The sequence below is a fragment of the Thermogladius sp. KZ2Tp1 genome (assembly GCF_051131135.1).
Classification (GTDB): Archaea; Thermoproteota; Thermoprotei_A; order Sulfolobales; family Desulfurococcaceae; genus Thermogladius.
Genome location: NZ_CP151274.1, coordinates 863,262 through 877,096, shown reverse-complemented (window position 1 = coordinate 877,096; position 13,835 = coordinate 863,262). Strand labels below are relative to the sequence as shown.

The 13,835-nt window shown below is 53.8% G+C and carries 18 protein-coding genes; 4 read left to right on the top strand and 14 right to left on the bottom strand.

Annotated elements, in window-relative coordinates:
* Positions 1–44: 44 nt before the first annotated feature.
* The 3 genes from WLZ34_RS04950 to udg all read right to left on the bottom strand — a co-directional run bounded on the left by WLZ34_RS04950 (position 45) and on the right by udg (position 3,545).
* Positions 45–815, bottom strand: coding sequence for an ATP/GTP-binding protein (locus WLZ34_RS04950; RefSeq protein ID WP_434731939.1), 771 nt, complete (start codon positions 813–815; stop codon positions 45–47).
* A 43-nt stretch (positions 816–858) separates the two neighbouring features.
* Positions 859–2,691 (bottom strand): ATP-dependent DNA ligase, encoded by a 1,833-nt coding sequence (locus WLZ34_RS04945; protein ID WP_434730970.1) that lies wholly within the window; start codon positions 2,689–2,691, stop codon positions 859–861.
* A 212-nt stretch (positions 2,692–2,903) separates the two neighbouring features.
* A complete protein-coding gene (gene udg / locus WLZ34_RS04940; protein WP_434730969.1) occupies positions 2,904–3,545 on the bottom strand; it encodes a type-4 uracil-DNA glycosylase in 642 nt (213 codons plus the stop codon).
* A gap of 37 nt (positions 3,546–3,582) precedes the next feature.
* Between udg and WLZ34_RS04935 the strand changes: the two genes are divergently transcribed.
* The 3 genes from WLZ34_RS04935 to WLZ34_RS04925 all read left to right on the top strand — a co-directional run bounded on the left by WLZ34_RS04935 (position 3,583) and on the right by WLZ34_RS04925 (position 5,027).
* Complete coding sequence (locus tag WLZ34_RS04935) at positions 3,583–4,407, top strand: GtrA family protein (protein ID WP_434730968.1); 825 nt, start codon at positions 3,583–3,585, stop codon at positions 4,405–4,407.
* A 74-nt stretch (positions 4,408–4,481) separates the two neighbouring features.
* A complete protein-coding gene (locus WLZ34_RS04930) occupies positions 4,482–4,715 on the top strand; it encodes a DUF5622 domain-containing protein (RefSeq protein ID WP_434730967.1) in 234 nt (77 codons plus the stop codon).
* 9 nt (positions 4,716–4,724) lie between these two features.
* Positions 4,725–5,027: a hypothetical protein gene (locus WLZ34_RS04925; protein ID WP_434730966.1), complete on the top strand. Its 303-nt coding sequence runs from the start codon at positions 4,725–4,727 to the stop codon at positions 5,025–5,027.
* On the opposite strand, the gene WLZ34_RS04920 is transcribed toward WLZ34_RS04925, so the two are convergent.
* From WLZ34_RS04920 to WLZ34_RS04900, 5 genes are read right to left on the bottom strand one after another with little or no spacing between them, the layout of a single operon-like run.
* A complete protein-coding gene (locus WLZ34_RS04920; RefSeq protein ID WP_434730965.1) occupies positions 4,998–5,324 on the bottom strand; it encodes a hypothetical protein in 327 nt (108 codons plus the stop codon). The genes WLZ34_RS04925 and WLZ34_RS04920 overlap by 30 nt on opposite strands.
* Positions 5,325–5,331: 7 nt before the next feature.
* A complete protein-coding gene (locus WLZ34_RS04915; protein ID WP_434730964.1) occupies positions 5,332–6,741 on the bottom strand; it encodes a hypothetical protein in 1,410 nt (469 codons plus the stop codon).
* Positions 6,725–7,738, bottom strand: a complete 1,014-nt coding sequence (locus tag WLZ34_RS04910; protein WP_434730963.1) for a hypothetical protein — start codon at positions 7,736–7,738, stop codon at positions 6,725–6,727. The genes WLZ34_RS04915 and WLZ34_RS04910 overlap by 17 nt, the downstream gene beginning before the upstream one ends.
* 14 nt (positions 7,739–7,752) lie before the next feature.
* Positions 7,753–8,733, bottom strand: a complete 981-nt coding sequence (locus WLZ34_RS04905) for an SPFH domain-containing protein (RefSeq protein ID WP_434730962.1) — start codon at positions 8,731–8,733, stop codon at positions 7,753–7,755.
* A 2-nt stretch (positions 8,734–8,735) separates the two neighbouring features.
* Positions 8,736–9,248, bottom strand: coding sequence for a hypothetical protein (locus WLZ34_RS04900; RefSeq protein WP_434730961.1), 513 nt, complete (start codon positions 9,246–9,248; stop codon positions 8,736–8,738).
* A 123-nt stretch (positions 9,249–9,371) separates the two neighbouring features.
* Between WLZ34_RS04900 and WLZ34_RS04895 the strand changes: the two genes are divergently transcribed.
* Complete coding sequence (locus WLZ34_RS04895) at positions 9,372–9,935, top strand: hypothetical protein (RefSeq protein WP_434730960.1); 564 nt, start codon at positions 9,372–9,374, stop codon at positions 9,933–9,935.
* Here the strand turns inward: WLZ34_RS04895 and WLZ34_RS04890 are convergent.
* The 6 genes from WLZ34_RS04890 to WLZ34_RS04865 form a co-directional block, all read right to left on the bottom strand.
* The gene (locus WLZ34_RS04890; RefSeq protein WP_434730959.1) at positions 9,895–10,740 is read right to left on the bottom strand and encodes an NAD+ synthase; all 846 of its coding nucleotides are present in this window, start codon (positions 10,738–10,740) and stop codon (positions 9,895–9,897) included. The two genes, WLZ34_RS04895 and WLZ34_RS04890, sit on opposite strands and share 41 nt — an antisense overlap.
* Before the next feature lie 19 nt (positions 10,741–10,759).
* Complete coding sequence (locus WLZ34_RS04885) at positions 10,760–11,434, bottom strand: TIGR00296 family protein (protein WP_434730958.1); 675 nt, start codon at positions 11,432–11,434, stop codon at positions 10,760–10,762.
* Complete coding sequence (locus tag WLZ34_RS04880) at positions 11,431–11,955, bottom strand: Mut7-C RNAse domain-containing protein (RefSeq protein WP_434730957.1); 525 nt, start codon at positions 11,953–11,955, stop codon at positions 11,431–11,433. Before WLZ34_RS04880 ends, WLZ34_RS04885 begins: the two co-directional genes overlap by 4 nt.
* Before the next feature lie 65 nt (positions 11,956–12,020).
* Positions 12,021–12,968 (bottom strand): CBS domain-containing protein, encoded by a 948-nt coding sequence (locus WLZ34_RS04875; protein WP_434730956.1) that lies wholly within the window; start codon positions 12,966–12,968, stop codon positions 12,021–12,023.
* A gap of 33 nt (positions 12,969–13,001) precedes the next feature.
* Positions 13,002–13,283, bottom strand: a complete 282-nt coding sequence (locus WLZ34_RS04870; protein WP_434730955.1) for an LSM domain-containing protein — start codon at positions 13,281–13,283, stop codon at positions 13,002–13,004.
* A 58-nt stretch (positions 13,284–13,341) separates the two neighbouring features.
* A complete protein-coding gene (locus WLZ34_RS04865; RefSeq protein ID WP_428727142.1) occupies positions 13,342–13,833 on the bottom strand; it encodes a class I SAM-dependent methyltransferase in 492 nt (163 codons plus the stop codon).
* Between the last annotated feature and the right edge of the window lie 2 nt (positions 13,834–13,835).

Genomic DNA, 13,835 nt, shown 5'->3' with positions numbered 1-13,835 from the left:
TCTATCCCTTTACCAGGACGGTATAAAAACGTAGCCCTCCTACGTCACGTCAGGTCGCCGCAGCCACAAAAGGCCTCGTGTATCAAGAAGTGTAGCTCCTCTAGCCCCTCCTCCCGAACAGCCGAGACTGCCACAGCCCTGAAGGCGCCTCGCGTCTTGTTCACTAGGTGAAGGAACTCCGGGACAAGGTCCTCGACTAAACCTTTTGCCTCAAGCGTATCGAATAGTCGTGAAACGTCGGCATCTCTGTCTACTATGCTTTTCAGAGCACTAACGTTCTTCGCGAGGTCGGCCTTACTCAAGACGGGCACTACGTCTAGACCCAGCTTGACCTGTACGAGGAAGCCCAATAACCACAGAGTTATCGCGTCGGCAACGTTCTCCACGACTGACGAGTCTATCAGGTAAACGACGACCGTGTTGCCTCTTTTCGAGAGTTCGTGTAGCACCCTGCTACCGGCCGGCCTGAGGATGAAAGCCTCCAGCTGTCCAGGTGTGTCGACAAGGACTATATCCCACTCCTCGAGGTTGCTAAACGGCTCCTTAGACAACACCTTGTCGATGTTCTCGGCCACTAGCTCCGCGGCTTTAATGAACGCGCCGTTGGGGCCCAGCCTAAACTTCCTCATCACGTCCTCCAGCGTGAAGAAGCCTCTTATGTCTAGGGTTGGCCTGTACAGTAACACCTCTGCGCCAGGGTCCAGGTTTACGACGGCGACCCTAGTTATCAGCCTACTCTTCAACCATTTGTAGTACGATGCTATCAGAGTAGACTTGCCGGAGCCAGCGACGCCGGTAAAAACCGCTATCACCACCAAGTGCTCCCACCCGAGGGCGGAAAAATCTGTTAAATCTGTTTTAGGTAGCTTCCCCTTCCCCGGGCTTCTCGACTATTTTCTTCAACTGGTTCTTGTACATCTCGACGAGCTCGTTTGAGGTGGTGGCGTCTTCGGGGCCCTTGTCGTCTCTCCACCTGATGAAGCGTGGGAACCTTATAGAGATACCGGCATCAGCCCTGACCTTGCCCACCGCGCAAGTGTGGAGCGGTGAAAGGGTTAGCTCGGCACCTATTATCTCGGCGACCAGCTTTGGTACAACCCAGACGTCTGGCTCGATGTTCGAGACCACCCGCGCCGGCTTTTTGTCCACGGTGTGGGGCTTAAGTAGGTCGGGTAGCTGGTTCAGGTCCTCGTCTGTGAAGCCGCTACCCACTTTGCAGACGGTCTCGAAGACGTCCTTCTCCTCGTTGTACGCAGCCATGAGCAGGGCGCCGAATTTACCGCCCCTACGGCCCCTGCCGTAGAAAGCCCCGACCACGACGAGGTCTACCGTGTCTATCATCTCGCTCCTGTAGTCCCTCTTGAACTTGACCCACAGCCAACCACGTGTACCAGCCTGGTAGACCGAGTCCTTGTGGACAGCCTTGACCATGACCCCCTCCGCACCGTCACTTATGGCCTCCATGAAGAACTTCTCCAACTCGACAGGGTTTTTCACCGTGATGTACTCTGCTATATCAAGACCCTCGTTCTTCTCGACAACCTCTTCTAGAGCCCTTCTCCTCTCGGGCAGTGGTTTAATAGTGTAGTCAACACCGTTGAGGTAGAGTAAGTCGAACAAGTAGACCCTTACAGGGATCTCCTTCACCACAGACTGTACGTCGTGCTTCCTCTTTCTGTGCATCAGCTCCTGGAAAGGCTTGAACTCGCCCGTGTCCGGGTCTATCGCGACGATCTCGCCCTCGACTATAGCCTCCTCCGCTTTGACGCCCCTCCTGACGTAGTCCACAACGTCGGGGTACTGGTGAGTGATGTTCTCCAGCCTTCTCGAGAATATCACTACTTCGTCCCCTTTCTTGTGTACTTGCGCCCTCTCCCCGTCGTACTTGTACTCGACGTAGCCTACACCACCCACCTTTTCCAGTATCTCCTTGGGGTTGTTGTGCCTCTCGGCGAGCATGGGCCTGATCGGTATTCCTACTACTGGTTTAAGAGCCTTCAGTTCCTCAATGCCCTTCGTTGCTACTACTCTCGCGACTTCGCCTAAGTCTGCCCGGAGGTTGTACGCCCTTTCAATAATAGGCCTTGCAAAGGAGCCTCCCCCGAAGGCTACCGCCAGGGCGTCCATTAACGTTGCCTCGCCTACACCAAGCCTCAGCTTCCCCTCGGCGAACCTGACTATGTACCTCGCCTCCTTGGGGGACGCCTCGGCTAACAGACCAGACAAAAGCCTGATCTTGATGTCTTTACTCCCTTCGCCCTGCGCCATTGCGATCCTGGCAAACGTGTCATAGACCCTAGACACCGTCAGCTCCTTCCTAGTAGTCACAAACGACAAGAGCGAAGTAGCTCTCTTCTGCTTCTCTCTCACAGCTGAGATCAGGGACTCGGCGGCCTTGCCTAGGTCGCCTAGGGTCTTCGCGGTTCTCTCTACTACGTCGTCGCTCTGACCCGTTGCTACAGCAATAGCCCTGATGATCGACTTCTCGGCTATCCCCAGCTCGGGCAGGCCCTTCCAGTCGGGCCACAACCTCTCCTCGATGATGTACACAACCCGATCGATGATCTCCGGGGGCGTCTTCTTCAAAAGTGCGACTAGGATATTGACCATCTGAGTCCTGGCGGTGATGCTCTCCAAGGACTCAAAAGTGTCCGCAAGCACTTTGAAAGGTAGATCACTCGTACTACTCAAGCAAAACCACCTTGCCTACTTTTTCCGCAGTATAATATTCTCTAAAAGCCGTTAATAGATTTAAGCCGGCTACACGCCCGCCCAACATTCTCGACGACACTATAACGTAAATAAAGGACTAACACGACCATATGATATCTTGATGATGACTACCCGGCAAGATTGAGCCCATGCTATGATATGTCAGTGTTACTCTGATACGAGAGCAGGGGCTACTTTTTCATGTACTTGAGAAGGCCTTCAGCCTGCTTACCGAAGGCCTCCTCGACCACTTGTCTGATCGACCCTTTAAAGTCCTTCTCGATCTCGTCGCGTAACCCGGGGTTGTACAAGGCTGATGCTGGATGATACGTTGCCACCAGCTTCACTTTCAAACCTAGGATCTCAACTGACCTGACTTTACCGTGTTCTCGCGTCATGCTAGTCCACTTAAGACCCGCTAACTGGTACAAGAACCTCGCCGAGTGCCTCCCCAACGCGATGATAGCCTTGGGCTTTAGTAGTTTGATCTGCCTTACGAGGTAAGGCGAGCACGCTGCGACCTCCTCGTCGCTGGGGTCCCTGTTTTCTGGTGGACGGCACTTGACTACATTGGTTATGTACACCTTGCTCCTGTCCACCCCTATGGAATGCAGTAGCTCTGTCAAAAAATGTCCAGCAGCACCCACGAAAGGCCTACCCGTCTCGTCCTCTGTCCTGCCGGGGGCTTCGCCGACTATGAGAACAGGAGAGTTCACGTCGCCCTCTCCCGGGACGGGGTTCTTCCTGCTCGAGTGGAGCGGGCATTTTGTACAAGAGGCGATCTCGTGTATCAGCTTCTCCCAACTGTCTTCCAAGCAGAGCACCTTGTTCATGTTAAAATATCGGTGTCGACCGTTGATAAACTGTGGTGTGAGCACTATAAGAGCCCCGATTAAGGTTGTGAAAGTCGATTGTTCGCAGAAAAGGGGATTAGACAGCCCTGAGGGCAGCCAAACTAGTTCGTTCCATAGTAGGGGTGTCGCGGAAAAAGTCCTTCTCCTAGCCGAGTTCGTCAGCGAGAAGGACGCGGCGAAGATCGCTGAAACGCTTAGCACGATGACAGAGGACGCTACTATCGTTATTAAAGCTCTATCCCCCTTGAAGCCGGTGTGCGACTCCCTCGGTGCGTGGGGCGTAAAAGGCGTAGTTGGGGTCTACGGCGACCCGCGCGATGTTTTCGGGTTTGCAGGGAAGTACAGCTCAACGACAAAAAACCGCAACGTCGTCTACGTGGACTACAAGGTTGACATGACAACAATGTACAGCTACGTCGTCGGTAAGCTCCCGAGGCCTCTTAAAATGCTCTTGAAAGAGCCGTTGAGGTTGTTTAAGTTCGGTTTCGTGGGGTTCACAGGCACTTTGGTGAACCTTCTTGTCGCCAGCCTACTGTACTACCTGGGGATCGCTAACGCCATTGTATCGACGATCGTCGGTTTCGAGGCCAGTACGCTGTGGAACTTCAATCTACACGAACGCTGGACGTTTGTAGACCTAGCGAAGCAGAAGCCCCGCAAGGTCCTCGGTAGGCTCCTTAAGTTCCACATCTCATCGGCGGCGAGCCTGGTTACGCAAGTACTTCTAGTCTACTTGGGGACGATCGTGCTCGGTGTGAACTACACGGCGAGTCTATTGGCGGGCATTTTGGCAGGCTTTGTGGCTAACTACATGGTCAGCAGGTACTACGCCTGGGAGTAGGCGAGACCGCGGATTTACCCGGTGGAGCCTGTTTAAAAGCCTTGAATACATCAACTACTTTAAGGTGCCTACCCATGGGGCTTAAACACGGCAAGTTCATCTACGTCGAGAGAGCCGACGGATTCTACGTCAAGGTTAGACTACTCAGAGTGAGGTTCGGTAAGAAGGGTAAGAGCAGCGGCGACTTCAACAACCCGCAGAACTACGTGGTCCTCCCGTTCAAGACGAAAAAACCTCCGGCCTCAGCCGTTGTCGTGAAGGGGCAGGACCTGCCGGACGACGTAAGGAGGCTTGTAGACGCGGCCTAGGTGTGATTCTTGTCCCTAAAGAGCAAGTTGAGCAAGTTTTTCGGCAAGGTTTACGAGGAGGATCAAGGAGAATATAAGTTGTTTATCCTGTACGAGAGGGGAGAACCTAGATACGTCCTCTGCGTCGAGATGGAGGACAACTTATTGGTCGGTAAAATAACCCTGTTCTCGAAGGCCGCGTCGACGGACTGCTCATCTCTAGAGTACCAGCCGGAGGGGTTGTACGTCATCTCGACTGATTTGGACGACTTCGTGGAAAAACTGAAGAATAAGGCCGCCAGGTTAGCCTCTCTCGAGCACGTAGGCGTATAGCCCAGAAAAGCCGAGCCCCGCAACAACCACAAGAGCCTTCGCTCTCATGTCTATAGGCAGGAGGCCCGCTAACGAAATAGAGAACAATATTGCACCGAGTGAGCCCCTAACGGTTCTACGAGAGACATACGCCGAGGGCTCCTTCTCCAACAGAAGCCCGGTTAGTGTGAGCCACAAAGAGAGGACTAGTAGTCCAACCTCCAAGGACTGAGTCGCTGGCAGGTTATACGATGAGGCGATACCCGCGATGAGGCCGAACACTAGCGCCAGGAAGTCGTATAGGGGTTTGTACCTCAAAGGTATACTAGACCACCACCTTATTCAGCATAGACGCGTCCCTTATAAGCAATCTTATCACTCCACCGCACACCTCAACGTAGCCCTCTTTTAACACGCCGGGGACGTATACCAAGTCGCCGACCTCTACTGCTATATTGGTAGCCTTGAACTTGGGCCCCCACGTTTTCCAATACTCGTAGTAGTACCTCTCGGCGACACTTCTGGGCGTCAACGGCGGTACTACGTGGAGACTTGAGCTCAGGTAGTCGTCTCTAAGCCCTTTGACCACTGGCTCGACGCAGGAGGTGTTGAAGGCTTTTACCTTCTCTCTCAAGTCCTTGCCTTTAGCCTTGGACACGAAGTCTACGTCTATCACCGGCGGGTGTGTTAAGGGTGTGGAGGCGGGTAACAGAGTGTTAAAGTCTATCATCTCGCCCTTCTTGCTTAAAAGCCCTCCCGTCACAGCCGTGACGGTTACCTTTGAAAGGTAGAAGGGGGCGAGGACGTCCCCTGCCCCCTGCGCGTAGCGGACTTTCCCAGCTCCTAGTTTCGCGTAGTGTATCCTCGAGTACTCGTTCAACAGCTCGACGAAGTCCTCATCGACCGGCCTGCCGCTCAGCCCCCTGTAACTCTTGATGAACTCTACGGTCTTGACGTAGGGTTCAAACGGGTCTCTACCGTGCTGAAGCCACGTATTTGACCAGTCCACTACGACCTTCACTACTTCGACACCGAGCCTGTCGGAGGGGTCGACTGCGTCGAGGCCCCCGATCAAGGTGGAAGAAGCGGTGGGGTCTCTATTTTTGACTTCCGCGAGGGCTCTGTAGACCCCGCTCACGGCTTTGACTCTCTGGGCAATCCTGGGTTCGCCTATAGAGTCCAGCACCCTCGCTGCCTCCTCGAGGTTCTTAGCCGCCTCGGAGTAGTTCTCGCCTGCTGCGTTTACCAGGGCGTTGTTGATGTAGGCTACTGCGCTGAAGTAGCTGGTCGCAGTGTTCACGAGGCTTAGGTCCTCGTCCGACCCCGCTAGCTCGCTCAAAGCAGAGAGCTTGAAGGACTCCTCGAAATAACGCTTTGGGTCTCCGGGCTCCTGCCTTCTCAATAGACCTTTAATATCGACTAGGCCTAAGCTTATAGTCCTGTAGAACTCCGCTCTAGCTGTTGCAAGTCTCGGGGTTATCCTCGGCACGATGTAGGCTTGGAACAAGTGGTGCCTTGCGACCATGTCTGCTGTAGACGAGGATACGACCTGCCTGGGGACCATGCTGGAGATCCACTGCTTGACTTCTTCGAGCAGCCGCGAAGTGTAGTTCTGCGTGTCTACGATCTTGTTCCAGTAACCGCAGTACTCGCACCTAACGTACTCCTCACCGGGCTTAGGCTGGGAGAGCGGGGCTCCGCAGTTAGAGCACCTTAATTTAAATGTCTGGGCCACTCCTTCTATACCCCACTCTAATAGAGGATACGGAGACCCTGAGCATTTCGATCTCGGCCCTTAAAGCCGATATCTGCGCCATCAACCTCTCTTCGAGCTTCCTCATTTCCTCTAGTGCTCTTTCGTAGTAGCGCTTCGAGATCTTGTCGCTCAACATGTATATCGTGCCGTAGCACACGGCGCAAACAGCTACTTTACCTTCGCGTATCATCAACTCGTCTTCGCCACTGTACTTCTTGAGGATGTACTTCGTTGTGAAGGTGTCTAGATATAGAAAGTGGACCTCCTCGCCCTGGATAGGCCTACCGCAGACCCAGCAGCGAGTGGCCTTGCTAAGCTTGTTTATCCTGTCATTCGCTTTTTTAACAAATTCGTCGACGTTAGCGGCCAATCCGAGATACCCTAGCGCCTCTGAGTAGGCCTCTATAGCCTTGTCGGGGTCCTCCTCCTCCAGCTGTTTAGCGATTATCATCTTTGAGAAAGCCAGTAGCTTGTAGCCTATAGACTCGAAAGTGTCGTGGATTTTTACCAGGTCCTCGATAACGAACTTCCTGCTGCCAGCGGAAACGAATATTTTACCTACTTCTTCAATCTTCGACGCGTCCCCGGGACTGTAGTTGGACAGGTTTGACAGGTCGATCTCGGGCGTGCTGCGAAGTAGGGCTAGGTACTTGAGGTCCTCGGCGAGCTCGCCCGCTTTCACCTTCTTGGGTAAAGCCAGGTCGAGCTCGGACTCTGCCGGCAAAGACGAGACGGCCTTCCGGGCCTCTTCGATGTCCTTAGGTCCGCCTGTGGACAAAGCCTTGTACACCAACGCGTATGAAAGGGGTAAGTTTGCGATTCCTCTCAGCTCCTCCTCTTTAGACTTGGTGGCGATCTCGTAGGCTTTCATGAAGTGCTCTATCGCGTCGTCGATCTTCCCCTTGTTCCTAGCGTCGAAGGCCTTACTCATCTCTTCCTCAAACTTCTCTCGGTCGCTCTTCCAAAACTTCAGCAAGGCCGGACCTCACGCTACTCTCTCTTGAACTCCTCGAGAAGCTCTTTTTTCATTCTCTCGTACTCTTCTTGAGTTATCAAACCCTCATCTAGCATCTTCTTCAGCTCCCTCAACTTCTCTATGACGGGCTTGCCCTCCTTCGGCTGCTGTGCCTGTTGAGCAACCGGCTGCATGACGCTCGGGAGAGCGACAAGTGCCCCGAGTACCCCAACACCCGGCGACCTTCCCAGGGCTCGGAGGCTCTCCACAGTCCTTATAATCTCCAGGACCTTGTCCTCGTCGCCCTTTTGTATCGCGATCAGCAGTGGCAGCCCGTAGGTTGGGTCTTCTTTCTCCATCTTCTCCAACTGGGGTAAGGAGACCCCTGCTACCTTTACGTCGATCAGTTCCAGCCCCCTGCTCTTGAAAGCCTCGTAGACGTTCCCCGACTTCACCTTTACCTCAATGTCCCTGAGACTAGTGTACACGTCTATAGCGGTGTACCTCGATATTTCCTGCATGAATAGCTCGACAAAGTAAGACCTCAAGAACTCTGTGACCGCAGACGTCGTCAGAGAGGGGACCGAACCTGCTATCTGGGTCAAGAAGAGAACAGGGTCTACCACCCTAAACCAGTAGTCACCGTACATCTGAAGCTCGGTCATGTAGAGGGTGCGGGGGCCCAGCTTTACCCTCGTCGATAAGCCAAACCTACCCCTAAACTGCTTGGTCGAAACAAACACGACTCTGGCCTTAAAGGGTGTCTCGCCGTAGCCCATGACGAGGTTGTACGCCTTTGTCAGCAACGGAATGTTCTGCGTCGTCACAATGTGCCTCCCGGGGGGTAGCACATCGTAGACCTTCCCGTCCCTCATGAAGACGGCTACTTCGTACTCGTGGACTACGACTACGCTACCCCACCTAATGTCCTCGCTCGGGTAAACCCAGAGGATGTCGTCGGGACCCGGGTTAACCCACTCTATTACATTGGTTTGTCTACCAGACGTCGGGACCACCCCTACAGTAGCAGGATGTAGTTCTCCCTGCTATTAACAAGGGCTTCTACCTCGTCCAGCTCGCCCAAGACGTAGTTAAATAGCCCCCGTACTTCGTCTAAGCTAGACGCCTTACCAGACCTTTCCTTAACTTCGCTTAGAAGCCTCGTGACCCGCTCACCCAGCGATAGGTCGTAGTCCTGGAGCTTCCTCAATTTCTCTTCGTCAATTTTCACAACATTGAACAACGGCCTGTACCCGTGAGGGGCGTGCCTGACCTTCTCTGCGACCGAGTCCACTCTGTAGATGACGGACTCCATGAAGGTCGCGTCGCTGGCGGTAGCCTGTAGGAGGGCGGCCCTTGAGTAGAGCCTCTTGAGGTGTTCTTCGAGCTCTTTCAGTAAAATGTATATCCTCTCCCTAACGACCCTATCCGTCTCCCTCAGGACTTCTTTCTCCTTGTACCCCCTGTACCCCGGAAAAATCGCCAGTAGCTTCTCGTAAACCCTAGTGTCTGGTCCTGTCCCGACAGACATAGGATTCACTTTCAACAAATTCCAAGTGCATCCATCCAATATTAACCTTCTTATCCCATTGACATAGCGGTCGCGTGAGGTTTAATAGGTGTGGGAGACCATAACTCATACACGGAATTCGTAATGACACCTCCCATTCACAGGATAAACGCTGTGTCGACGCTCGTGGAAGTAGACGACAGAAGGTTTAATGCGACTCAACTATCGGTGAAAGGCACTGGAAGCTTCACCGTCGAGATCGGCCCCGGCGTATTCAAGCTTAGCGGGCAGGTCTTCGGAGATTTGAGGGTTGTCGACGAGGGCGACTTGGTAACAGTTGAGTCCGGCGAGGTGACCGTCAACACGAGGATCGAGAAGGAGGACTTCATTATAGAGGACAACGTACTGTACGGCTACTCGAAGCCCATGATAGTCTCGGTCACTGTAAACAAGGATGTGATCACTAAGTTGAACTACAAGTACTCGTACAAGTCCGCGAACATCAAGATCAGAATAGACGGTTGCTCCGTATACTTCAACGCGATCACCTCCCCCTTCCTCTCGGCGTGGTTGTATATCAACGAGGGCGTCGTCTACGTAGAGAAGGAGCTGGCCGGGCTCGACATCGCCGTACTGCGTAGGCAGGAGAGGAGGGAGGTAAGGGAGGTCATATCTCGGGAAGGGGGTCTACAACCCAGCTTAACCTGACGTACCTGAAACCCTGCCTCTTATGCCTGGTCGACCTGTGCAGGCTTAGTACTCTCTCCACGACACTAACCGGTAATCCCGTGGCGTTAGCTGCCTCCTCAACACCCATTCTCATGTCAAATAGAGCGTACAACACCCTGTCTATGTCCTCGTACTTCATGCCCAACTCCTCTTCGGCGTAGTGGTTCTCCCAAAGTGCCGGGCTACTCGGCTTACTGACTATTTTCTCGGGGAGCCCCAGATAGCGGGCGAGTCGCCTAAGTTGGGTCTTGTAAAGCGAGGCCTGTGGGAGGAAGTCGCTCGCCCCGTCGCCGTACTTTGTGAAATAGCCTATTAACAGCTCGCTTCTGTCGCTTGTTCCGACCACAACGCCGTTCAGTGCGTTAGCGTACAGGTAGAGTATGCTCATTCTGATTCTAGCCCTGAGATTCCCGATGGGGATCCTCTCCCTTCCGCTGATGCCGGGTAGTATAAGGTACGAGTCCACGACCGAGTCTATCGGGATAACCCTGTAGCTCACGCCGAGAGAGCCCGCTAGCTCCACGGCGTCTACTGTGTCACCCGGCTTGTTCACCCTGGTATCGGGCATTATGAGCGCTAAAATCCTGTCTCTCGGTGCGGACTTCGCCAGTAGGGTTAGCGCGACAGCCGAGTCTAGGCCCCCGCTCACCCCTATTACCATCATCCTTCTGCCCGTTTCATCTAGAAACTCCCGTATTCCATTGGATATTTCAGCCACCGTCTTCTCCAGGGGGAATTCGAGGAGATCCTCGACGCTGATCGTGGGGGTCTCTCTGGCTACCATGCCCCAACAGCCACCTTTACTAGACCCGCTCTCTAAGGCAGTTCCTCGAGTACTCCTCCTCCATGCCCCTCTCGACTACCTCCCCTCTCGGCGCCCTCTCTCTGAACACCCTGGCCTCGTAGGCGTAGACCTTCACCCCAGGGCTCAGCCAGCACGTCGGTCTCAAACCAGCCTTTAGGCACGTCTCGCTGAGAAACGTCTCCTCGTCCCAGCAGTACTCGATCGGCACCTCGGGCAGTAGAGTCCCCTGGTAGAACCTCCCGTACTCGACTATCAGGCCGTGCCTGCCTATTTTTACTTGCTTAACAAGGTCTGCTCGGTTCTCCGCCCTTAGCTCTACTGGTGGAGACAGGACGGAGACCTCCACGACTATGCTGTCTAGCTCCCACGGCTCAACGGGGTGGAAGCGTGGATCGTTTACCGCGGCACTGACTGCGCTCTCGATCAGGGAGTCCACAAGGCTATAGACTGGGGCCAAGAAGCCTATACAACCCCTCAGGCTAAGCCTGCCTTGGCTATCCGCAATCTCCAGAGTAGTGAAGGTCATGCCAGGTCTACGGAATTTACTGGGGAGATCTGTAGGGGGTTTGATCTTCTTGTTAAACCTAACAACGTTCTCAACCGCTTCCCTCGCGATCCTCACCAGCAGTACTCCTTCCTCGAAAGTCAACTCGGACGGCGACACGACGCTCATGGAGACACCTTGATCTTATATATCTTCGACAGCTCGTTATAGATTTCTCGCGCTCTGGTCAAAGCACTTTCGATCGTTCTCCAGTGAGATCCAACCCAGTACACGTTCCCGCACCTCGTACAGACCCAGAAGTCGTTGTACAGGCTGTAAACCCTATCCGGCACCTTGCCCTTAACCCTCTCTTTGTTTACCTTGACCAACTCCCCGTTACAAAGAGGACACCTGGTTCTCTCGAAGTCGACCGCGAGCCTGATGTTTGTCAGCAACGCTATTACAGCCAGACTCTTGGGAATGTCTCCGGGGTTCTCTATGTAGACGCTCCTCAGACCGTTCTTTAGTGCCTTGTGGTGGAGGGCTCTATCCCTCGTGACCACTACTCGGTCTTCGTCCTTAGCGATCTTTAGTATCTGCCAGTCTTCGTACCTCCTGTCGTACACGACGTCGTATCCAAGTATCCTAAGCCACCTGGCAATACTACCTAGCATCGTGTCCGCAATAAACCGCGGTTCGTCTTCGCTCAAGCTCTATCACTGAGCTGAACAGGTTATATCCCACTACGTCTACCCAGCTTTATTATTCTTGTGCCTCATCTTGCCGCAGTTATGGCGTAGAGTATATCTCGCTCCGTGACAATCCCCTGCAAAACACCGTTCTTATCGACTATAAGAACGCTGCTGACGTTGTTTGCCTCCATCAACCTCACCACTTCGCTAAGGTCCGTGTAAGGCTCTGCCGCGACGATCTTCTCCCTCATCACCTCCCTCGCCTCCACCGAGTTAGCCTCCCTGATGTCTCCGGTTACACATCTCTTGAGGGCCTCGTGTCCTCCGTAGTACTTGATTATGTCCATTACTGTGACTATGCCGACTACACTATTGCCCTCGAGCACAGGTAGACGCCTGAACCCGACAGAGATCATCTTCTCCATGGCCTTCTTGAGAGTCTCGCCCGCGCCTATAGTGAGGACAGGTGAGGACATCACCTGGGAGGCCCTTATACCGGACTCGTAAATCACCGTTAGCCTCTTAACTAGGTCGTGTTCGGTCAGAACCCCTACTACGCGCCCTTCTCTGTCGACAACGGGTAGAAAGCCGACGTTGTAGACCACCATCTTGTACAGGGCGTCGTATATCCTCTCGTCTGACCTCGCCGTGACGACATTCCTCTCGTGGATCGACTCCACAGGCTCCCTGTTGAGCGCTGAGTAGATGTTGAAGCTGTGCTTGTGCTCCACGATCTTGTGCAGGCTCCCGCCGCCCAAGTAGTTCACGACATGAGTAGCCAGCAATATCCCATCTACGGTGTCTCTCTGGGAGACTACCAGGCCCCTGAAGCCCTTTGACATTTCCTCGATCGCTTTAATAACTGGGGCCGTGGGAGGGATCTTGGCCACGGGTTTGCTAGCGATGATCTCGAGTTCCCCCTCGATCTTGTATATTTTGTCTGAGAAGTTCGGGGAACCGTCGCTCCTGAGCCACCTGTAGTGGTCCTGTCTCCTCCTCGGCTTTATAGCCCGTACGCCTATGCTCTTCACCTAGAACATAGTCCGCTTTTCAAACAAATAATCTTAAACTGCAACCCTCTCTGGTGCCACCTGCCCGTAGTTCACGCTTACGAATACGATGTGGCTACCTCTGATCAGTGCTTTACCGTAGCGCGCGATGGGCCTGCCGTCGGCTGATGTCTCCTCGCAGTCGCTCAACACCACATTCATTGTTGGATCCACCATCTCCAGGTTCCCTATGTACTCGTTGCCGTCCTTAACCCGGACGAGGACTATCTGGTTTATCGCGCTCCTCAACACCTTGAGTGGGGATGGGTTTCTAACGCCTCTTGGTTGGTTACTCAATCGACCACCTCGTTGACAAGGCCATCAAAGACATTATTCACTATTGCGACGTTTTAAACTATCTGTCGCCTGAGGCAACGTAGAAGTAGTCGACCCTGAAACCTATTTCGCGGAAAGCCCCATCCAAAGCCGGGGGCGGCTCCGAGCGAGACTTGTGGTGCCGGGTCACGACCACGACTTTCGCCACCCTTCTCAGCTCACTCAACGCCCTACTCCTGTCCTCCAAGTTGTCCCACACGGTGACCGAGTAGGCGACGTCAAAGTACTTGTCTAACGCGGGGGTGTTTTCTATGTAGGCCACGACAGGTATAAACCTCGGGTCGCTTGACCGGGAAGCCGCTATTCTGACCATGCCCTCGCTTGCGTCTAGGCATACATAGATTCTGAAGTCGTCTAGGCCCCTCTCCACCATGTAATTGTACAGTAGGCCAGTCCCGCACCCCGCATCCAACACCCTCTTGAAGCCGCCAAGCAGCCTTTTCTCTTCGATGAACCCGTACTTCGAGTACTGCTCTTCTCTATATAGAGCGTCGTAAGATGGCGCGGTCAAAT

What these genes read in the sequence shown, in the direction of transcription:
- udg (WP_434730969.1), bottom strand. Translation starts at nt 3,545, where the DNA reads ATGAACAAGGTGCTCTGCTTGGAAGACAGTTGGGAGAAGCTGATACAC.
- WLZ34_RS04930 (WP_434730967.1), top strand. Translation starts at nt 4,482, where the DNA reads ATGGGGCTTAAACACGGCAAGTTCATCTACGTCGAGAGAGCCGACGGA.
- WLZ34_RS04900 (WP_434730961.1), bottom strand. Translation starts at nt 9,248, where the DNA reads ATGTCTGTCGGGACAGGACCAGACACTAGGGTTTACGAGAAGCTACTG.
- WLZ34_RS04895 (WP_434730960.1), top strand. Translation starts at nt 9,372, where the DNA reads ATGACACCTCCCATTCACAGGATAAACGCTGTGTCGACGCTCGTGGAA.
- WLZ34_RS04890 (WP_434730959.1), bottom strand. Translation starts at nt 10,740, where the DNA reads ATGGTAGCCAGAGAGACCCCCACGATCAGCGTCGAGGATCTCCTCGAA.
- WLZ34_RS04885 (WP_434730958.1), bottom strand. Translation starts at nt 11,434, where the DNA reads ATGAGCGTCGTGTCGCCGTCCGAGTTGACTTTCGAGGAAGGAGTACTG.